The organism is Methylobacterium sp. 17Sr1-1 (genome assembly GCF_003173775.1).
Classification (GTDB): domain Bacteria; phylum Pseudomonadota; class Alphaproteobacteria; order Rhizobiales; family Beijerinckiaceae; genus Methylobacterium.
This window is the reverse complement of record NZ_CP029552.1, coordinates 63,342-82,469: the sequence shown is the minus strand read 5'-3', so window position 1 is coordinate 82,469 and position 19,128 is coordinate 63,342. Positions and strand designations below refer to the sequence as shown.

Sequence of the window (19,128 nt, the reverse complement as noted above, 5' to 3'; positions counted from 1 at the left end):
GCGGTCCCGCCACGGTGAGACGTCAAGTGCTCCCATCCTCGGTCAGTGCCTGGCCGACCTTCGAACGCTCAAGCTCAAGGCACCGGAGCCCTGGCTGAGGCACCGCTTGGCGACAGCTGCGGCGCGGGCATCGAATCCAGTGCGATCAACCCCACGTCACTGCAATCCATGGGCAACTTCCATGGCTCGGCGCGCTTCTTATGGGCATGGACGCCGAAGTCAGATCGACCCTCCCACGCCTCTCCGTGACGGCACCTGAGAGCGTCACCCATGCGCACGACTGGAGCGCGACGCCGCTCGGTCCGCCTCAGACCTGGCCGGTCGCACTGAAAACTCTCTGCGACGTCATCGACGGCTCCGCGCAGCCGATGTTCGTCGTCTGGGGGGTGCAACGCATCCTCATCTACAATCAGCCCTACGCCGCCATCCTCGCCGACAAGCATCCGGAGGCGTGCGGACGCCCGTTCCTCGATGTCTGGTCCGAGATCGCGCAGGATCTGATACCGCTCGTCGAGCGCGCCTACGCTGGCGAGGCCGTCCAGATGGACGACATCACGCTCGTCATTCGCAGGAACGGTGTCGCGAAGCAGGCTCATTTCTCCTTTTCCTACACGCCGGTCCGGAGCGAGGAGGGGCACGTGGCCGGCTTCTTCTGCGCGTGTTTGGAAACTACGGCTCAGGTGCTGGCCGAACGCAAGCGCCAGGTCGTAACGGACAGGGTTCGGGCCGCCCTCGCCATCAAGACGGTCGGCATCCTCCACTGGGGCCCGACCTTCGGCTTGACGGAGGTGAACGAGGCCTTCCTGACGATGACCGGATTCTCGGAAGAGGAGGCGCTCGGCAAGACCTGGCAGGAACTGACGCCGGTGGAATTCTGGCCGGCTTCGGAGCGCGCTGTCGGGCAGGTGCTCACCCTCGGCGAGGCGGTTCCCTACGAGAAGCAATACTACCGCAAGGACGGCTCACGCTGGTGGGGGTTGTTCGCGCCGCGCAAGGTTGAGGACGGCGTCATCGAATTCGTGCTCGACGTCACAGAGCGCAAGGAGGCGGAGGAGCGCCTGCGCGAGCGCGAGCAGCGCCTGCAGCTCATCCTCGATTCCGCCATCGACTACGCCATCCTCACGCTCGACCCGGAGCGCCGGGTGACAAGCTGGTCCCCCGGGGCCGCACGCACCTTCGGCTACGAAGCCCAGGAGATCCTCGGGAAATCGGGCGATGTTCTCTTCACGCCGGAGGACCGCCAAGCCGGCGCGCCCGAGGAGGAGGCTGCGACGGCCAGACGGAACGGCTACGCACCGGACGTGCGCTGGCACCGGCGCAAGGATGGCAGCCACGTCTTCGTGAGCGGCTCGAACAACGTGCTGCGTGATCCGTCCGGCGTGGAGATCGGCTTTCTCAAGGTGGCGCGCGACGAGACGGAGCGGCGTCGCGCCGAGGAGGAGGTGCGCGAGACCGAGGAGCGCTACCGGCTCGCGGCGCGCGCCACCAACGACGCGATCTGGGACTGGAACCTGGCCACGAACCACATCCGCTGGAACGAGGCCGTCGAGACGCTCTTCGGCTATCGGCCGGAAGAGGTCGCGCCTTCCGGCGCGTGGTGGACAGCAAAGCTCCATTCCGATGACCGCGCCAGGGTCGTTGCCGGCATCACGGCCGCCATAGACGGCAAGACCGATACGTGGACCGCCCAGTACCGGTTCGAGCGCAGGGACGGCACCTACGCGGAGATCCTGGATCGCGGTACCGTGTTGCGGGATCGCTGCGGGCGCGCGGTGCGCATGGTGGGTGCGATGCACGACCTCACGCCCCATAAGCAGGCCGAGACCATGCTGCGCCAGTTGAACGAGACGCTGGAGCACCGCGTCGTGCAGGAGGTCGCCTCACGGCTGAAGACCGAGGACGCCTTGCGCCAGAGCCAGAAGCTGGAGGCCATCGGCCAGCTCACCGGCGGCGTGGCGCATGATTTCAACAACCTGCTCACCGTCATCCGGGGCGCCGCGCAGATGCTCTGCAGGCCTGCTCTGTCCGAAGAGCGCCGGCAGCGCTACGCCGAGGCGATCTCCGAGACGGCGGACCGTGCCGCCAAGCTGACCAGCCAGCTTCTCGCCTTCTCGCGCAGGCAGGCGCTCAAGCCCGAGGTCTTCAACGTCGGGCAGCGGATCGAGGCGGTCGTCGAGATGCTGCGCACCGTGGTCGGCTCCCGGGTCGAGCTGACCACCGACACCGAGTGCGACATCTGCTACGTCGAGGCCGACCCAAGCCAGTTCGAGACGGCTCTCGTCAACATGGCCGTCAACGCGCGCGACGCAATGGACGGCGTCGGCCAGCTCACGATCACCATCGAGCCGACGAAGGCGGTGCCCGGCATCAGGGGGCACAAGGCGGCCGAGGGAGACTTCGTGGCCGTGTACGTCACCGACACGGGGGCAGGCATCCCCGCGGAGAAGCTGGCGCAGATCTTCGAGCCGTTCTTCACCACGAAGGAGATCGGCAAGGGCACAGGCCTGGGCCTGAGCCAGGTCTACGGCTTCGCGAAACAGTCCGGCGGCGACGTGGCGGTGGAGAGTGCCCTGGGCAAGGGGACGACGTTCAAGGTCTACCTGCCGCGAGTCCCGGCCTCCGTTGCGGAGGCAGCCCTGGAGAGCGCGGCGTCGGACGAGGCGCGGGGGCACGGTCACGTCCTGGTGGTCGAGGACAACGAGCAGGTCGGGCAGTTCTCGACGCAGCTTCTCTCCGAGCTTGGTTTCGAGACGACCTGGGCACCGAACGCCGAGACGGCCCTGCGCTTCCTGGAGGAGCATCCACGCCGGTACGCGGCCGTGTTCTCGGACGTGGTCATGCCTGGGATGAACGGAGTCGAACTCGGCAAGGAGGTCCGGAGGCGACAGCCTGAGCTACCGGTGGTGCTGACCAGCGGGTACAGCCACGTGCTCGCACAGGAGGGAAGCCACGGCTTCGAACTGCTGCACAAGCCCTACGCCGTCGAGGACCTCACCCGGGTCTTGCGCAGCGCCATCCGTCAGCGGGCGACTTGATGAAGGCCGATCAAGCCCCCAAGCGACGCTCGCGATCACAAGTGAGACACTTGGAGCATATACACTATATTGCTATGTTGACGCTTCAGACGCATTCCAATCCGGTCGAATAGACTGCCATGGTTACGTATGCGGAGCTCCGGCGAGGCAAGTGGAGCCCGGATGGCGGCATGGGCCGTGTACTCGCATTACAGTTGCATGTATCTTTTGAGATGAGCTTGGCGGGCAGCGGCTTGGTGCGCGCGCCGCCAGACCGACCAGGCGATCACGGGAGCCGGTTCAATGCGCCGCTGGGCGAGCCGGTTCGCGACCCGCCGGATCTCCTGCAGCGACCAGGGTACGGGCGAGCTTGGCCCTTCGCTCGGTTTTTGGGGGCGGGCCGTTGGCCCGCTGGCGCACCCGCGCCAACACCGCGAAGGCCAGCATCACCAGACTGACGTGCCGGTGCCAGCCATGCCAGGAGCGGGTCTCGTTGTGGTCCAGACCCAGCTCGGTCTTTGAACCGCTCCGGGTTTCCCGGAGGCTCCCCCTTCTGAGAGGATGGAGCCATGACGAAGCGAACAACCCCGTTCTCCCCCGCGGTGCGCGAGCGCGCGGTGCGGATGGTGCGCGACCATGAGAGTGAGCATGGCTCGCCATGGTCGGCGATCCAGTCGATTGCCGCCAAGATCGGCTGCTCGGGCGAGACCCTGAGGAAACGGGGTGCGCCAGTCCGAGCGTGATTAAGGGGTGCGGCCCGGGCAGACGATGGACGAGCGGGAGCGGATCAAGGCGCTGGAGCGAGAGGTTCGCGAGCTGCGCCAGGCCAACGAGATCCTGCGCAGGGCGAGCGCATATTTTGCTTTTGCCGAGCGCGACCGCCGGTCGCGGCCATGATCAGCTTCATCGACGAGCATCGAGAGGTCTACGGGATCGTCCTTCGACAGGCTCAGGATGAGGCCGATCTGCAGGGTTCTGCCGATCGCCCCGTCGACCTACTCCCTGCATGCCGCCCGGCGTACTGACCCCGGCAAGCAACCGGTTCGTGCTCGCAGCGACGCCGCGTTGATGATCGAGATCCAGCGCGTGGTCGAGGCCAACTTCTGCGTCTACGGTGGCGAGCCTCACGCAGCGCTCAGGCGAGCTTCGTGCTGGATGCTCTGGAGCAGACCCTAAACGAGCGTCGCCCTGCGCAAGGCAGTGGACTGGCGCATCACTCGGATCGCGGCTCGCAACTTACGTTCAAGCGGTCATCGCAACACCATCTTGCACGGCGGCCAGCACAGCGTCGAGTGCCTCTGCCGGCGTCTTCCAGTTCAGCGTTTTGCGCGGTCTGCTGTTGAGGGCTGCGGCCACAGCAGCAAGATCGTCCACGCTGTGAGCGCTCAGATCCGTTCCTTTCGGGAAGTACTGCCGTAGCAACCCGTTCGTATTCTCGTTTGTCCCCCGCTGCCAGGGTGAGCGTGGATCACAGAAGTACACCTGCAGACCCGCGTCGATCCGCAAGCGCGCATGCTCGGCCATCTCGGCCCCCTGGTCCCAGGTCAAGGAGCGCCGCAGATGCTCCGGCAAGCGCGCGATCGTGCCGGTGATCGCCTCGCGGACCGCCGCGGCCCCGTGCCCCGCCAGCGCTGGGCCAGTCTTGGCGCGTGGTGTCACCCCATGGCCGTCCATCGGCGGAAGATGCAGCAGCATCGTAAAACGTGTCGTGCGCTCGACCAGGGTCCCGATCGCCGAGCTCTTCAGACCCAGGATCAGGTCTCCCTCCCAGTGACCCGGTACCGCGCGGTCCTCCACCTCGGGCGGACGCTCGCTGATCAGTACCTCGGGGGTGACGAACGACTTGCCGCGCCGCAGGCAGCGGGCCCGCGGCACTCGCAAAGCCCGTCCTGTGCGAAGACAGGCGGTCAACTCACGCTTCAGCGCGCCCCGACCCTGAATGTAGAGCGCCTGATAGATCGCCTCGTGACTGATGCGCATCGTCGGATCGTCCGGAAAGTCGAGCCGCAGGCGTTCGGCGATCTGCTGCGGGCTCCAGGATCGGCCCCAGCGCCGGCTCTGGCGTCGCCCGTGCCGCCGTCCCTTCCAGGCAACGCTCGGTCCAGGCAGAACGCTCCCGCCCGGTGTCGCGACAGCGCCGGCGAGCCGTTCCTGCACGTAGGTCCGTAGCGCGGTGTTCCCCACCAGCTTTGCGGGTTTGGGCCGGCGTGCCGCACGTTCAGCGTGCCACTGCGCCGTCGTCGCGCGATAGTCCAAGCCGCCACTGCGGGTCGCTGCATTGCGCCGCAACTCGCGCGAGATGGTCGACGCCGCCCGCCCCAGACGCCGGGAGACTTCCCGGACCCCATGACCTTGCGCCTGCAGTATCGCGATCTCCTCACGCTCCGCGAACGACAGATAGCGCGTAGAAGGTGACTTGGATGATGGTGACAGATGAGACGGTGCCATTCCGCCTGCTGTTCGGAACCATCGCGAGCCGACCGGTGGCGAGATCCCGACCTTCATCGCTGCGTCCTCGCTGGAGAGACCTTGGGCGATGAACGCCCAGAACTCCCGCCGCGTCACGCGTAAACCAACCCCGGGACGACCCGGTGACCGCAACTTCTCTCGAAGACACCGATCCGAACGCCGCCGACCTGCCATCACAGCCGCCCTCCGCCAAGCCGTTGCGACGACCACTTGAATCCACCCAATACCTGGCTTTGCGCTACACCGAGCGCCTGGCCGGAGCCGGGATCGAGCCGTCGGTCGGCAGCGTCGGCGACAGCTACGACAACGCCTTGGCGGAGACGATCAACGGCCTGTTCAAGGCGGAGAGCTTGCCCCGGACTTGATCCGGGGTGATCCATCGGCGCGGGCCGTGGCGTTCCTTCGAGGCCGTCGAGTACGCCACCCTGGAGTGGGTCGACTGGTACAACCATCGTCGCCTCCTCGCGCCGATCGGCAACGTCCCTCCCGCCGAGGCCGAAGCGCGCTATCATGCTCACGTCGGCGACCAAGCCTTGGCCGCCTGACACAAGCCAACCAGCCTCCGAAAAACCCGGAGCGGTTCAAAGGGTGAACCGGTCGGGCGCCTGGTCGAGGAGGTCGCGATACGCCTTGACGTCGTCGCGGGAAATTTCGCGGATCGGCTTGTCGCCCACGGCCCGGAGAAATGAGGCCAGTCGCCGGGGGACATCTTCCTGATGCTTAGCCCCGCCTCGGTTGCAAACCTCCTCGGCCTCGAATTTGGCGATGGCTTCCGAGAGCGGCATGCCCGACCACTTCTCGGTCTCGGCGCGAGCGAAGCCGTCCCGCAGTTCCGCCGTAATCATCTTTCGAACAGCCTGAACGTCCAGGGCCGGGGCCGCCGGGGCGAAGTGCGAGGCGAGCAGGGCCCGCAGCTGTTCGAAGGGGAAGTGAGCCTGCGGGACGGCGGCGCCTTCGCGCAGGACCGTAAGGGCGGAAAGCGCGGCGTCGAGGTCCCGGGCGCCCTGGTTCGTGTCACTCAGGCGACCGAGGCTCATCCTCACGACAGCTTCAAGGATCGCGACGGCGATCTTGTTCTCCTCGCCCTTCGGCTTCTCGCCGCGCAGCATCCGCAAGGCATCGTCGGCACGGACGAACAAGATGGGTTCGGCCTCCGGGTCCTCGGTCGAACCGGCGGTGTCGGTCCTTCGACCCACCGAGCGGTCGCCGTCACCCGTCCGGCGCAGGACACCGGCCGCTTCCTGAAGTAGCTGCTCGTTCCTCTCGAACGTTGCGGCGGTGCCCGAATTGGTCCGAAAAGCTTCATCCAGCAACGCCAGGGCGACGTAACGGGCGGGACGCATCGGGCGCTCGGGCCGCAGGACGGCGTAGACCTCCTCGACCCTGACCAGTACCTCAAGCGCCCTCCGTCGCGCCTCGCGGGCGCTGCGGGTGCGCAACGACCTGCGGACCTCGGCGATGCCGAGCACGTCCACGAGGTCTCCGGGAATGGCTTTACGAAACCACCAACGGTCGCCGCGCCTGACGACGTACGTGGGCACCCCGAACCGGAGCCTGGACCGCGATCCGGGCTGTGACGGGGTACTGTGACGTCCAGGGTCTGATGTTAGGCAGAAAACTCAATTATTTCAATGACTTAGAATGGCTGAGACGGAGGGATTCACGGTACACGACAGCTGCGTCTGGGCGGCTGGTACAGCTAAGGTTGATGCCCTGGCTGTGGGCGGTGCGCTGTGATGGACTGAGGGATTCTCCGCCAAGAGGATCCCCCGATGTCCTGTTGCCCGCGCACCGCCCTGATCGCGAGCCTATCGGCCCACCTCGTCCTCAGCAAATCTCGCCTGGTGTGAATCGATACCGAATCGGGACCCCGGGCTGGATTAGGAGCAAACCCTTGAAGATATATTAGAAATGTTACCCCAGGCGGGGTCCTGATCGGCGCCGATCAGGACCCCGCCTGGAGCCAGTCATTTGATGCATCATCAATGGTTTAGGTAACGTTCTTGGTGGGGATCCGCTTCGGTGCTGATACACACCCCGCTTGCGCTGCAGGTGTTTCCGGACGCACTCGACGGCCTTGAACTCGGGCGAGGCCTTGTCCCGGTACCGGACCACGGGCGCTAGCGCGATCCCGTCGTTCGTCCGTGCGAAGCGCTTGAACAGGATCCGGGCTGCGACGTCGTAGGCCCGCGCACCCTCCTCGGCGGTGGCGTAGGTGCCGAGGTACACCGTTTGGTTGTCGACCACGATCTTGGCTCTGAAGCGGTTGATGCTGGTCACCCAGAACACACCCTTGAACCCCGACGTGTTGTTCTTCGCGACGCCCTGGTTGTGCATGTTCTGCCGGTGGGTCGCGCGCCTGAGCATGCCTTTGCGGCAGTCGAGCGTGTTGCCGAAACGGTGGTCGATATCACCCCGGGGCTCCCCCATCACGAAACGGTGCAGGGCAATCTTCCGCTTGGCCCCGGTCTCGGGGTCGGTGTGCTGGGTGTAGGCGTAGCCGTTGGCTCGATTCCCGGGGTTCGCGTAGTGCCAGGAGCGTCGGCCGACGCGCTCAGCATCCTCCGCGTCGATGATGGCGACCATGCCCCGGGTCAGCGGCACATACGCCACATCCCCTTCGATCCTCAGCGCTCGTTTGCTCGCCATCGTCCAGCCCTCGAACAGGCCGGGAAACGGTTCTACGGCCTTGGAGCGGAGCTGGGTCGGTGTGGGCTCGCGCACAACTGATTCGCGCCTGGCCCTTGACAGGAATGGGGTGTGGAAAAGCCTGGAGCGAACCGGTTCAAACGGTTCATATTCGCCCAGGCTCGATCGGTTCAAACCGGATCAAACGGCCAGGGTAGATACTCGCCACTTCCAATGATTACAGCGACTTAGCGAGGGTCGCGCATAGGTGGCGGAGACGGAGGGATTCGAACCCTCGAAGCCCCTTTCGGGGCTTGCTCATTTAGCAAACGAGTGCCTTCAGCCGCTCGGCCACGTCTCCTGTGGGTCAACGCTCTAGGGAATCGGCGGGGCGCGGTCAACCGGTTTCGTCGCGCTCGCGGCCGAGGCGCGCACCCGCCCCATGCCGGTCGCGACGTCCCCGGCTGCGCCTCGACCGACGCACACGGCGCCATGGCAGCCGATCGTTAACCCTACCGGTCCTACATCTCCGCTCTGTCCGGCAGACGGGAGGGTGAGGCGTGAACGCACTGGTGCCGAAGGAACTCGCCGCGAAGCTGAGCGCCCTGCCGCGCCGCCCCTGCGCGCTGGGCGAGGCCGGGCACGAGCCGCACAAGCCCGTCTTCGCCGAGATCCTCGACCGGTCCGGCCACGGCACCGGCCATTTCGTCCGCTTGCCGCAGAGCATGGTGGAGATGATCACTCGCGAGGCGAGGGCCCCCGAGACGGTGCGCGCGCCTGAGCCGGCGCCGGAGCCCGCGAACGACATCGCCGAAGGCCCGACCGAGAGACCTGCCAAACCGCGCCGGAAGTCCGCCGGCACGCCCAGGCGCTCGGCCCGCGACGGGGCCTGAGCCTGCTGAACCGCGCGGCCTCAGGCCTGTCGTGGTAGCCCGGCCGTCAGACAGGCCGCCGAGGCGGTCCACCTGCCTGCCCTCGCTGCCCGTCATTCGTCGGAGCATCCTCGCGAGAGGTTGAGCGGGCGGTCGAGGCTGCGCGCCGCCGTTCTCCGTGAATTGGCTCGCCCGACGGCCGTTCCGACGCGCAAGGCGCAGGGTGAGCCGGGCGGTGAAACCTGTCCCCGGCGACGGCTCTTCGTGCGGGTTGCTCGACCGCGTCCCGGATCGACCCCGTCCCAGCCCTGCGACGCGAGCGATCGGTCTCCGACGCGCCGCCCGCGCTCCGCGGTCCAGACCTCGCGCCGCCGACGGGAAGCCCCGGCCGCGGGGCCCGGGCGAGGCCGCGGTGACGGGCCTCGGCAAGGCCGGGCGGGGCAAGGCGGAGCGGAGCGAGATGAAGCGCGGTAAGGCGGAGCACGGCGCGGCAGAACGCGAAAAAGGCCGAACACCCACACCCACGCCCGCATTCCGGCCAAGCCGGCCCGGGGCATCCCGCGGGGCCGCACGGGGCCAGCCACCGGGACGCCCAGGGGCCGGGGAAGACCGAGGGCAAGGCGATGCCCGAGGTCCGCGACGGCAGGCTGCCGGCCACTCCGGGCGGGGCGACCGCCGCCACGAAGCCGGCACCCGACAGCAAGCCCGCACTCCGCACCGAGGCCGCCCAGCCGGCGCCGGCTCCGCAGGCGGCCAAGGTTGCGCCGGAGACATCCGCCCCGGAGAAGACTGCCCTTGAGAAGATTGCCTCGGAGAGGACGGCACCGGCGAAGGCGCCGGCGGCGGTGAGCGCCGCGGCGAAGAGCTGCAAGGCGCCGTGAGCCGGCGGGCGCTAGCGTCCGCCGCGCCCGCCCTCCGGTCCACCCAGGCTCCAGCGCTCCCGCAGAGCCTCGGCCACGAAGGCGAGCACCGTCGCGGAGGTGCGCACCACGCGGCTCATCGTCAGGATGCCGTGGGTCTGGTCGGAGAGATGCAGCGCCGTGACCGGCACCCCCTCGCGCTCGAGGCGGTGGGCATAGAGGCGGCCCTCCTCGCAGAGCGGGTCGTGGCCGCAGGTCAGCACCAGGGCAGGCGCCGCGCCGGCGAGGCTCGCGGCGCGGGCCGGGGAGGCGCGCCAGTCGGTGCGGTCGCGCGGGTCGGGGGCGTAGTGGTCGACGAAGTAGCGCATCGTGCCGGCGGTGAGGGGCTGGCCCTCGGTGATGCGCTCGAAGCCCTCGCTGGTCAGGCCGAGATCGACGGACGGGTAGAGCAGCACCTGCATCGCCGTCCGCGGCAGGGTGCCGTCGCGGCCCATCAGGGCGAGCACCGCCGCGAGATTGCCGCCGGCGCTGTCGCCGCCGACCGCGAGGCGGTCCGGATCGACGCCCAATCCCTCCGCCCGCTCGGCCACGAAACTCAGCGCCGCCGCCGCATCCTCGACCGCGGCCGGGAAGGGATGCTCGGGGGCCAGCCGGTAATCGACCGCGATCACGCAGGCGTTCGTCAGGTTGGCGAGCCGCCGGCAGACCCAGTCGTGCGACTCGATGTTGCCGAGCACCCAGCCGCCGCCATGCAGGTAGACGAGGCAGGGCAGGGGCGTGCCGGGCGCCGTGCCCTCGCCGCGGTAGAGCCGCAGCGGCACCGGTCCGGCCGGGGAGGGGGCGGCGAGGTCGCGGATCTCGGCGACCGGGTCCGGCGGCGGCTGCAGGGCGCGGCGCCCGGCCAGGTAGCCGCGCCGCGCCGCCTCGGGCGGCATCGCCTCGAGGGGTTGCGCGTTCGCGGCGCGCAGCATCGCCAGCAGGGCCTGGACGTCGGGGTGAAGGGCGGGCATGGGCGGCTCGAGCGAGGTCTCGGGACGGAGAGCCTTAGAGCGCTTCACGATCGCAGTGCAACCGCGAAGCGCTCTAAGTCTTTGTTTTATCGCATTTTCCTCGACGACCCGGTTTCCGCTTCGTCGGACAATGCTTCGGCAGGTCTCCGCCGGTCTGGTTCCGGCTGTCTGGTGCCTGGCTCTCGCGCCTCACGCGGTCGGCCAGGCGAAGAAGCCGCGTCCCTCCGAGTCGAGGTGGCGGTTCAGCACCATGCGGTGGACCTCGTCGGCGCCGTCGACCAGGCGGGCCTGGCGGGCGTAGCGGTAGATCCACTCCAGCACCGTGTCCTTGGAATAGCCGCGGGCGCCGTTGATCTGGATGCCGATATCGGCCGCGCGGTGCAGGGTGTTGGCGACGTGGACCTTCGCCATCGACACTTCTTTCCGGGCGAAGCGGCCCTGGTCGAGCTCCCAGGCGGCGCGCATCACCAGGAGGCGGCCGATCTCGATGTCCATGGCGAGCCCGCCGAGCATCAGCTGCACGCTCTCGCGGTCGGCGAGCCGGACGCCGAAGCCCTCGCGCGTCACCGCGTAGTCCCGGGCGATCTCGACGCAGCGGCCGGCGAGGCCGAGCCAGCGCATGCAGTGGGTGAGGCGCGCCGGCCCGAGGCGGACCTGCGTCACCTTCAGGCCCTTGCCCTCGCCGCCGAGCACGTCCTCGGGCTTGACGGTGAGCCCGTCGAAGGCGAGCTCGCAATGGCCGCCATGCTCCTCCGGCCCCATGATCGGGATGCGGCGGACGATCTCCCAGCCCGGCTGGTCGCGGTGGAACAGGAAGGCGGTGAGCCCGTAGCGCGGATCGTCCGAGGTGCGGGCGATCAGGATGAAGTGGGCCGCGTCCTCGGCGCCGGTGATGTACCACTTGCGGCCCGAGATCCGCCAGGAGCCGTCGGGCTGGCGCTCGGCGCGGGTCCGGATCATCGACGGGTCGGAACCGCCGCCGGGATGCGGCTCGGTCATCGCGAAGGCCGAGCGCACAGCCCCCGAGACGATCGGCTCCAGCCAGCGCGCCTTCTGCTCCGGCGTGCCCAGCGCCTCCAGCACCATCATGTTGCCGTCGTCGGGGGCGGCGGAGTTGAACACGACGGGCCCGAAGATCGAGCGGTTCATCTCGGTGTAGCAGGCCGCCATCCCGACCTTGTCGAGGCCCTGGCCGCCGGTCTCAGGCTTGAGCTGCAGGCACCACAGGCCGGCCGCCTTCGCCTTGGCGCGCAACGCGGAGAGCGCCTCGGGGCCGATATTCTCGTGCTCGTCCCAGGTGCCACGATCGGCCTCGACGGGCAGGATCTCGCTCTCGACGAAGGCCGCGATGCGGGCGCGGAACTCCTCGATGCGCGGGGAGAGCGTGAAGTCCATGACCGAATCCTCGGGGCGGTGGAATTATAATTCCAAACGCTTGCGCCACCCGGAGGCCGCGGTCAAGCGCGGACCGGTCATCTCGTCGCCGCGCCCGCCCGCCGCCGCGCTCACTTGCCCTTCGGCGGCCCGGTCGGGACCAGCAGCGCGATGCGGTAGGTGCCGGCCTCGCGGCCGATCAGGAACACGCTGGTGGGGGCCGCGTCGCCCTCGACCGGCGGCTCGTCGAACACCACCCGCAACCGGTCGGTGATCGGCATGTTGGCCTTGAGGGTGCCGCGGGCGGTGGCTTCGGCGAGGCCGTCCTCCGGCATCGGTTCGAGGGACGCCGCCTTGATCGGCCGACCGAAGCCGGAGCGGATCTGGTAGAGCGTCAGGCGCTTGCGCTGCGCCCGGGTGCCGGTCCAGTTCACCAGCCGCTCGAAGGCGGCGACGTCGTGGTCGCGGATGGCCTGCGTCACGTAGGCGACGAGGGCGTCGGGCTGCGAGGGCAAGGGGGCCGCGCTGGCGGCGGCCGCTCCCTCCTGCGGGCCCGGTTGCGGGCTCTGCGCGCCCGCCGGCCCCGCGAGGACGCCGGCGAGCGCCAGGGCGGCGAGACGCAGCCCCGGCTTCATCGTGTGGCGGACCTTCAGTCGATGAAGGATCACTTGGCCGCCGCCTCCTCGCCCATGACCCGGAACACCCAGATCACGCCGCCCTGGGGCAGGACGCTGACCCGGCGCTCCTCGGGGATGAGCGCGTTGATGCCGGTGAGCATGCGCTCGGCATCGACGCCCCAGCCGGCCTGGACCGCGACGTACTGGATCCCGTCGACCATGTAGCTCGACGGCACGCCGGTGACGCCGGAATTGAGCCGCGTCTCCCACAGCACCTTGCCGGTGGTGCCGTCGAGCGCCCGGAACTTCCGGTCGCTGGTGCCGCCGGCGAAGATCAGCCCGCTGCCGGTGGTGAGCAGCGGCCCCCAGTTCGCCGAATCCTGGAAGTCGTGCTGCCAGGCCTTCTTGCCGGTCTTCGGATCCCACGCCTGGATCGCCCCGATGGCGAAGGGCTTCGACTTGTCGACGCCGTCGCGCAGGCGCAGGGAGTTCAGCACCTCGTCGATCGGGATGCCGATATAGAGCTCGCCGGGCTTGCGCGTGCCGGCCTGGGCGCCGGCCAGCTCCGAGCACAGGTTGTCGTTACTGGGGATGTAGAACAGCCCGGTCTTCGGGTTGTAGGCCTCCGGCGGCCAGTCCTTGCCGCCCCACAGGCCGGGGCAGAAGGCGGCGCGGCGGTTGATGCCGGGGATCTTGGACTGGTCGTAGGTCGGCCGGCCGGTCTTCGGATCGATCGACGAGAAGACGTTCTGGTAGACGAACGGCTTGCCGTCGACGAAGCTCAAGGGCCCGTCCTTGCTGCGCTCCAGGGTCCAGAGATAGCCGTTGCGGCCGGCATGGATCGCGGCCGGGATCTTCCTGCCGTCGCGCTCGATGTCGATCAGTACGGGGGCCGAGACCTCGTCCCAGTCCCAGGCGTCGTTCCAGTGGTACTGGTGATGGCCCTTGATCTTGCCGCTGTCGAGGTCGAGGGCGACGACCGACGAGGTGTAGAGGTTGTCGCCGGGCCGCGCATCCGGCGTCCACGGGCCGCCGTTGCCGGTGCCGAAATAGGCGAGGTTGGCCGTCGGATCGTAGCTGCCCTGGATCCAGACCGAGCCGCCGCCGGTCTTCCAGGCGTCGCCCTTCCAGGTCTCGGCCGCCGGGTCGCCGGGGCCGGCCACCGTGTAGGTCTTCCAGGCCTCGTTGCCGGTCTCGGCATCGAGCGCCGTGATGAAGCCGCGCACGCCGTACTCGCCGCCGGAGACGCCGACCACGACCTTGCCCTTCGCCACCAAGGGCGAGAGCGTCATGTAGTAGCCGTCCTGCCAGGGGGCGACGCACTTCTCCCACTTCACCTTGCCGGTGGCCGCACCCAGCGCCACCACGCAGGAATCGGTGGTGGTCATGTAGACGTTGTCGCCGTAGAGCCCGACGCCGCGATTGGTCGGGTGGAGCTGCGACAGCTCCGGCGGCAGCTCCTTCTGGTAGCGCCACAGGATCTCGCCGGTGCGGGCGTTGATCGCCATCACCTGGGCCTGCGGCGTCGTGACGAACATCACGCCGTTGTTGACGATCGGCGGGGCCTGGTGGCCCTCGCTCACGCCGGTCGACAGGCTCCAGGCCGGGACGAGCTTGGTGACGTTCTTCGCGGTGATCTGGTCGAGGGGGGAGTAGCCCCAGCTCTGGTAGTTGCCGCGGTATTGCAGCCAGTTCTCGGGCTCGGGATTGGCGAGGCGCTGGTCGGTGACCGGCTTGTAGTCGACCTTGCCCTCGGCGGCCTGCTTGCTGTCGGCGGGACCGGCCTGGACCGGGGCGGCGGACAGCGCGAGGGCCACCGCACAGGGCGCGACCGCGGCGAGCCAGCCCCTGGCTCGAACGAGACGTGACATGCTGCTCTCCTCAACCAAGGAGCCGGCGCGAGGGCCGGCCCGGCGTTTCCCGAAAACCCTCATGGTTTCGTCGTCCGGGTCCGCGTCGTTGCTGCGCGGGCCTCGGTCCCCTCTCGCCAGGCGGCGCGACGGCGCTGCCTGTGCGTCCTCGACGACAGCGCGGCAGCGCTGCCGTTTCTGGCGCGGGGCGGCGCACGAGCGCCGCCCCATCCCGCTCAGGCGGGACCCGGCCCCGGCTTGCCGACGAAGCTGCCGGCCACCATCAGCGTGCCGCCCTCGCCCTTGGCGAGGGGCAGCACCGGCAGGCGCTTGCGCGCCGGCCCCTTGGCCACCCGGCCGCCCTCGGCGGGCAGGAACTCGGAATGATGGCAGAAGCAGCTCAGGCGCTTCGTCTCGTGGCTCCAGCCCGAGATGGTGCAGCCCTGGTGGGTGCAGATGGCCGAGAGCGCGAGCACGCCGTCGACCGCGTGGGCGCGCTGGTCCTCGGCGACCTGGTCGGGCGCGACCCGCACGAGGATGATCTTGGCGAAGCGCGAGCCCTCGCGCTTGTTGCCTTGAGCGTCGACCGCCACCGCCTCGACGAGGTCGCCGCCGACGGGCAGGCCGTCGAGCGTCACGGGCTGGCCGGCCTTGGCGCCGTCGCCGAGCACCAGCCGGTCGCCCTTCTGCGGCAGCAGATCCTCGGGCCCTGCCCAGGCGGCACCCCCCGCCGCGCAGCAGACGACGGCCCCCATCACCACGCTGCGCCGGTCGAGCCCGGGCTCGGACCTCTGCGCGCGCCGTTCTCCGCGATCCATCGTTCCTCCCGGTGGAATCATTCTTTGTTCTTATGATTTTCTATATGAGTAGACGAGCGGGCGGTCGCGTCAACCCGTTTCATGCCACATCACGGGTTCCTGATGTTGCCTGTGCTTGGTGCGGTGCGAAGAAAAACCGTGCGATGCAGCGCGGTCGCGCCGCGTGTCTCACCGTGAGAGTGCGCGCCGCAGGATTCCGGCGAGCGCGTCCGGCGTGACCGTGACCGGGATCCGGCCGACCGGCACCCCCGCCGGGCCGACGAGGAAGAACTCGACCGGGTGGTCGACGATGCCGTCGTGGCGCCGGATCGGCGCGGCGTAGGCCGCCGCGAGGCCGTCGATGACCGCGACCGGGCCGGTCACCGCCACGATGGCGGGGTGGAACGTGTCGAGGTAGGCCGCGAGCACGCCCGGGCCGTCGCGCTCCGGATCGGCGGCGACCAGCACCGGCGCCAGCCGGGCGAGCAGGGCCGGCGGCAGCTCGTCGAGGGCCTGCGTCACCGTCATCAGGGCGGTCGGGCACAGGTCGGGGCAGCGGGTGTAGCCGAAATAGACCAGGCGCAGCCGGCCTGTGAAGCGAGCCTCGTCCACCGCCGCCCCGGTCTGGTCGACGAGGCCGCGCCCCGCGGGCCAGGCGAGGGAGCCGGCGGCGGAGGGGTGGGACGCCGCGGCGACGCCCAGCAGGACCGCCAGGGCCAGTCCCCGGCCGAGGCGCCGCAACCGTGACGAGACCGCACTCATCTTCACCCTCGCTCTGCTGGACGATGTAAGCGTCTCCCGCGCAAATCGCCAACAGAAGGCGGCGATCATCCCCGTATCTCGCAGGCTTTTGACGAACGACGGCGCCCCGTGCCGCCACCTATTGGATGATCGACAGCGGCGGCGAGGTTCCCTTAACCTTTCCCCCCGGGTATCGACGCATCGCCGCACATTCGAGCCATCGCCGCAGCCCTCCGTTAAGGGCGAAAGGTTTGTATGTCCCGATCAGCGAACGGGTTGCGGCGGACGGCGACCATCGCCTCGAGAGGACGTCATGGCACTCATCAAGCAGCTCATCACCTCGGCCGGACCGGTGCTGGCCTATATGGGCGTCGTGCCGGTGCTGCGGATGGTGCCGTTCCTGCGCCGCGAGCCGCCGGCGCTCCTCGACGGGCCGCTGCAGCAGACGGTCGACTTTCCGGCGGCGCAGCCCCCGGCCGATACCTACCTGCCGGCCTTCTCGACGATCCTGTCGGGCAACCCGGCACAGACCGCGACCTACCTCTACCGCAGCGCCGACGGCCAGTTCGCCGCCGGCATCTGGACCTGCCGGATCGGCAAGTTCCGCATCGACTTCGACCGCGACGAGTTCATCCAGATCCTCGAAGGCGTGGTGATCGTCACCGATGCCGAGGGCGGCTCGCGGACCTACCGGGCCGGCGACGCCTTCGTCACGCCGAAGGGCTTTTCCGGCACCTGGGACGTGATCGAGCCGATCAAGAAGCACTTCACCTGGTACGGGGCGGCGGAGGAGGGAGTCTGCTCCGCGTTTTAGGCGAGGCGGGCAAGTCGGTCGCTCAACAATCCTGGCACCCTCCGCGTCATCCCGGGGCCGCAAAGCGGAACCCGGGATGACGGAGAAGATATGACACCGGCGGGAGCCTCCGGAAGACCGCCCGCCCGATACCCCTACAGATCGAAATTCGTCGGCAGCATCACCACGTCGCGGATCGTCATGCCGCGCGGGCGCGTCAGCATGAACATCACCACGTTCGCCACCTCCGCGGGTTCGAGCAGGCTGCCGGAGGCGCGGGCCTCCGCCAGCTTCTCGGCCGGCCAGTCGGCGAGCAAGGCCGTGACGACGGGACCCGGCGAGATCGCGCCGACGCGGATGCCGTGCTTGAACACCTGCCGCCGCACCGTCTGGACGAAGCAGTTGATCGCCCATTTCGACGAGGCGTAGACCGGCTCCCACGGCGTCGGGTAATGCGCGGCGAGCGAGCTCGTCACGATGATGTCGCCCGCGCCCCGCGCGATCATGTGCGGCAGCACGTCGTGGACGTTCTTCATCACGACGTTGACGTTGAGGGTGAGCATCCGGTCGATCGCCGCCGACTCGGCCTCGACGAGGTCGCCGCCGACGTAAGTCCCGGCATTGGCGTGCAGGATGTCGAGGCGGCCGGCCGCCGCCAGGATCCGCGGCAGCAGGTCCGCGCAGGCCGCCGGATCGAGGAGGTCGAGGGGCAACGGGATCGCGGCCTCGCCGTGCGTCGCACACAGCGTCGTCAGCGCCGCCTCGTCGCGGTCGACCAGCACCACCCGGGCGCCGGCCGCCAGCATCGCCTCGGCGCTGGCGAGCCCGATGCCGGAGGCCGCGCCGGTGACCGCCGCGACCTTGCCGTCCAGCTCTCCCGCCACGGCGCGTCTCCTATCGCAGGGCCAGCGCCGGCACCGCCGGTACCGCCGGCTCGCCCTCGCGCGGCAGGCCCGACTGCCAGACCGTGTTGGCGCGGCCCTTCTCGTAGCCGTCGTCGTAGAGGCGGCGCATGTAGGCGGTGTCGAACCCCTGCGCGGCCGGGACCTCGGGGATGCGCCGGTCGATATAGGTCAGGTTGAAGCCCATCCCGTTGCGGCGGGCGAAGGCCTGGGTGCTGGCGAGCGTCGCCCGGGCGCGGGCGCGCCCGACGGTCGAGAGCGAGCGCACCGCGATCGGCAGGGTGCCGTTCTGCACCACGTCGAAGCTCGGCTCGATGCGGCCGTTGATGATGACGTAGATGTTGGGCTTGCCGCGGCTCGCGGCGATGCGCCCGTCCTGGGTCAGGAAGGCCTCGGGCAGGGTGAAGACCGGGGTCACCACCGAGCCGTCGACGTGCATCTCCTGGAAGGCGCGGTTGCCGGCCTGGGCGTCGATCAGCATCGGCGGGAAGACCGCCGGCACGCTGGCCGAGGCGGTGAGCACGTCGCGGAACAGGGCGGCCGCGTTGGGCTGGCCGCTCGCCGCGATGGCGCCCATGTCCCAGATCACCGCGCGCTGCGAATCGAGGTTGGTGGTGACGACGAGGAGGCGCCGGCCCTTGCGGTGCTCCTCGGCCACCGCCGCCAGCAGGTCCGGCGTGACGTAGCGCCCGACGAGGTCGCGCAGGCGCGCGTCGCCGAACAGCCCGTCGCCGATCAGCACGTTGAGCGGGTTGGGCGAGCGCACCAGGGTCGCGGCCTCGCCGCTGGTATAGATCTCGCGCAGGTAGCCGTCATAGGCCGGCCCTAGGAACGCGAAGGGCGCGATCAGCGCCCCGGTCGAGACGCCCGACACCATGGTGAAGTTCGGCCGCCGGCCGGTCTCGCTCCAGCCGTTGAGCACGCCGGCGCCGTAGGCCCCGTCGCCGCCGCCGCCCGAGAGGGCGAGGTAGCTGAACGGCTCGCGCGAGGCCTTCACCTGGTCGGCGACCGCCGCGAAGCTGCGGGCCGGACCATCGGCCCAGAAGCGCACGTCGGGGGCCTGCCCCGGCACCGTGGCGCCGGCGGCCTCGGCGGCCGTGTAGGGGGCGCGGGGCAGCGACGCACAGGCCGCAGCTTGCGCCCCGATCAGGGCCACCGCGAGGCCGCGCATCCAGGTCGATCGATGGGACACGATCATCAC

General features: G+C 69.2%; 15 protein-coding genes, 1 tRNA gene, 3 pseudogenes and 1 other annotated feature. Of the genes and pseudogenes, 6 read left to right on the top strand and 13 right to left on the bottom strand.

Annotated features, from left to right (window positions below; translation table 11 throughout):
• Positions 1 to 206 precede the first annotated feature (206 nt).
• Positions 207 to 3,035 (top strand): PAS domain-containing sensor histidine kinase, encoded by a 2,829-nt coding sequence (locus DK412_RS00375; protein ID WP_109974973.1) that lies wholly within the window; start codon positions 207 to 209, stop codon positions 3,033 to 3,035.
• Between the two features lie 279 nt (positions 3,036 to 3,314).
• On the opposite strand, the pseudogene DK412_RS00370 reads toward DK412_RS00375, so the two are convergent.
• Positions 3,315 to 3,536, bottom strand: a pseudogene (locus DK412_RS00370) (IS701 family transposase); the annotation flags it as partial.
• Positions 3,537 to 3,583: 47 nt separating this feature from the next.
• Here DK412_RS00370 and DK412_RS00365 point away from each other — a divergent pair.
• Positions 3,584 to 4,249 (top strand): annotated as a pseudogene (locus DK412_RS00365) (transposase); the annotation flags it as partial.
• Positions 3,866 to 4,004, top strand: a sequence feature (AL1L pseudoknot). It overlaps the preceding pseudogene by 139 nt.
• 7 nt (positions 4,250 to 4,256) lie before the next feature.
• Here DK412_RS00365 and DK412_RS00360 read toward each other — a convergent pair.
• On the bottom strand, positions 4,257 to 5,657 hold the full coding sequence (locus DK412_RS00360; protein ID WP_109970315.1) for an IS30 family transposase: 1,401 nt from the start codon (positions 5,655 to 5,657) through the stop codon (positions 4,257 to 4,259).
• A 44-nt stretch (positions 5,658 to 5,701) separates the two neighbouring features.
• Here DK412_RS00360 and DK412_RS00355 point away from each other — a divergent pair.
• Positions 5,702 to 6,028, top strand: a pseudogene (locus tag DK412_RS00355) (integrase core domain-containing protein); the annotation flags it as partial.
• A 36-nt stretch (positions 6,029 to 6,064) separates the two neighbouring features.
• Here the strand turns inward: DK412_RS00355 and DK412_RS00350 are convergent.
• The 3 genes from DK412_RS00350 to DK412_RS00340 form a co-directional block, all read right to left on the bottom strand.
• The gene (locus DK412_RS00350; RefSeq protein ID WP_348629356.1) at positions 6,065 to 7,024 is read right to left on the bottom strand and encodes a DUF6538 domain-containing protein; all 960 of its coding nucleotides are present in this window, start codon (positions 7,022 to 7,024) and stop codon (positions 6,065 to 6,067) included.
• 373 nt (positions 7,025 to 7,397) lie between these two features.
• Entirely contained in the window at positions 7,398 to 8,207 is an 810-nt protein-coding gene (locus DK412_RS00345; protein ID WP_109970313.1) for an AP2 domain-containing protein, read from the bottom strand.
• Between the two features lie 173 nt (positions 8,208 to 8,380).
• Positions 8,381 to 8,472 (bottom strand) — tRNA-Ser (locus DK412_RS00340).
• 199 nt (positions 8,473 to 8,671) lie between these two features.
• On the opposite strand from DK412_RS00340, the gene DK412_RS30765 reads away from it, so the two are divergent.
• The gene (locus tag DK412_RS30765; protein ID WP_245447358.1) at positions 8,672 to 9,004 is read left to right on the top strand and encodes a hypothetical protein; all 333 of its coding nucleotides are present in this window, start codon (positions 8,672 to 8,674) and stop codon (positions 9,002 to 9,004) included.
• Positions 9,005 to 9,606: 602 nt separating this feature from the next.
• Positions 9,607 to 9,864 (top strand): hypothetical protein, encoded by a 258-nt coding sequence (locus tag DK412_RS30760; protein ID WP_245447357.1) that lies wholly within the window; start codon positions 9,607 to 9,609, stop codon positions 9,862 to 9,864.
• Between the two features lie 11 nt (positions 9,865 to 9,875).
• Here the strand turns inward: DK412_RS30760 and DK412_RS00325 are convergent, their stop codons facing one another.
• The 6 genes from DK412_RS00325 to DK412_RS00300 all read right to left on the bottom strand — a co-directional run bounded on the left by DK412_RS00325 (position 9,876) and on the right by DK412_RS00300 (position 16,253).
• Positions 9,876 to 10,853, bottom strand: a complete 978-nt coding sequence (locus DK412_RS00325; protein WP_109970311.1) for an alpha/beta hydrolase — start codon at positions 10,851 to 10,853, stop codon at positions 9,876 to 9,878.
• A gap of 189 nt (positions 10,854 to 11,042) precedes the next feature.
• Complete coding sequence (locus DK412_RS00320; protein WP_109970310.1) at positions 11,043 to 12,248, bottom strand: acyl-CoA dehydrogenase family protein; 1,206 nt, start codon at positions 12,246 to 12,248, stop codon at positions 11,043 to 11,045.
• Positions 12,249 to 12,358: 110 nt separating this feature from the next.
• Complete coding sequence (locus DK412_RS00315) at positions 12,359 to 12,895, bottom strand: hypothetical protein (protein WP_109970309.1); 537 nt, start codon at positions 12,893 to 12,895, stop codon at positions 12,359 to 12,361.
• On the bottom strand, positions 12,892 to 14,715 hold the full coding sequence (locus DK412_RS00310) for a PQQ-dependent dehydrogenase, methanol/ethanol family (protein ID WP_109970308.1): 1,824 nt from the start codon (positions 14,713 to 14,715) through the stop codon (positions 12,892 to 12,894). The genes DK412_RS00315 and DK412_RS00310 overlap by 4 nt, the downstream gene beginning before the upstream one ends.
• A gap of 215 nt (positions 14,716 to 14,930) precedes the next feature.
• Complete coding sequence (locus DK412_RS00305) at positions 14,931 to 15,512, bottom strand: Rieske (2Fe-2S) protein (protein ID WP_162596060.1); 582 nt, start codon at positions 15,510 to 15,512, stop codon at positions 14,931 to 14,933.
• A gap of 168 nt (positions 15,513 to 15,680) precedes the next feature.
• Positions 15,681 to 16,253 carry an SCO family protein gene (locus DK412_RS00300; protein WP_162596059.1) on the bottom strand — a complete coding sequence of 191 codons (573 nt, stop codon included), beginning with the start codon at positions 16,251 to 16,253 and terminating at the stop codon, positions 15,681 to 15,683.
• A 292-nt stretch (positions 16,254 to 16,545) separates the two neighbouring features.
• Between DK412_RS00300 and DK412_RS00295 the strand changes: the two genes are divergently transcribed.
• Positions 16,546 to 17,046 carry a cupin domain-containing protein gene (locus DK412_RS00295; RefSeq protein ID WP_109970305.1) on the top strand — a complete coding sequence of 167 codons (501 nt, stop codon included), beginning with the start codon at positions 16,546 to 16,548 and terminating at the stop codon, positions 17,044 to 17,046.
• A gap of 134 nt (positions 17,047 to 17,180) precedes the next feature.
• Here DK412_RS00295 and DK412_RS00290 read toward each other — a convergent pair whose 3' ends face one another.
• Both DK412_RS00290 and DK412_RS00285 read right to left on the bottom strand, forming a co-directional pair.
• Entirely contained in the window at positions 17,181 to 17,909 is a 729-nt protein-coding gene (locus DK412_RS00290; protein ID WP_109970304.1) for an SDR family oxidoreductase, read from the bottom strand.
• 10 nt (positions 17,910 to 17,919) lie between these two features.
• Positions 17,920 to 19,125, bottom strand: a complete 1,206-nt coding sequence (locus DK412_RS00285) for a patatin-like phospholipase family protein (protein WP_204165469.1) — start codon at positions 19,123 to 19,125, stop codon at positions 17,920 to 17,922.
• Positions 19,126 to 19,128 lie beyond the last annotated feature (3 nt).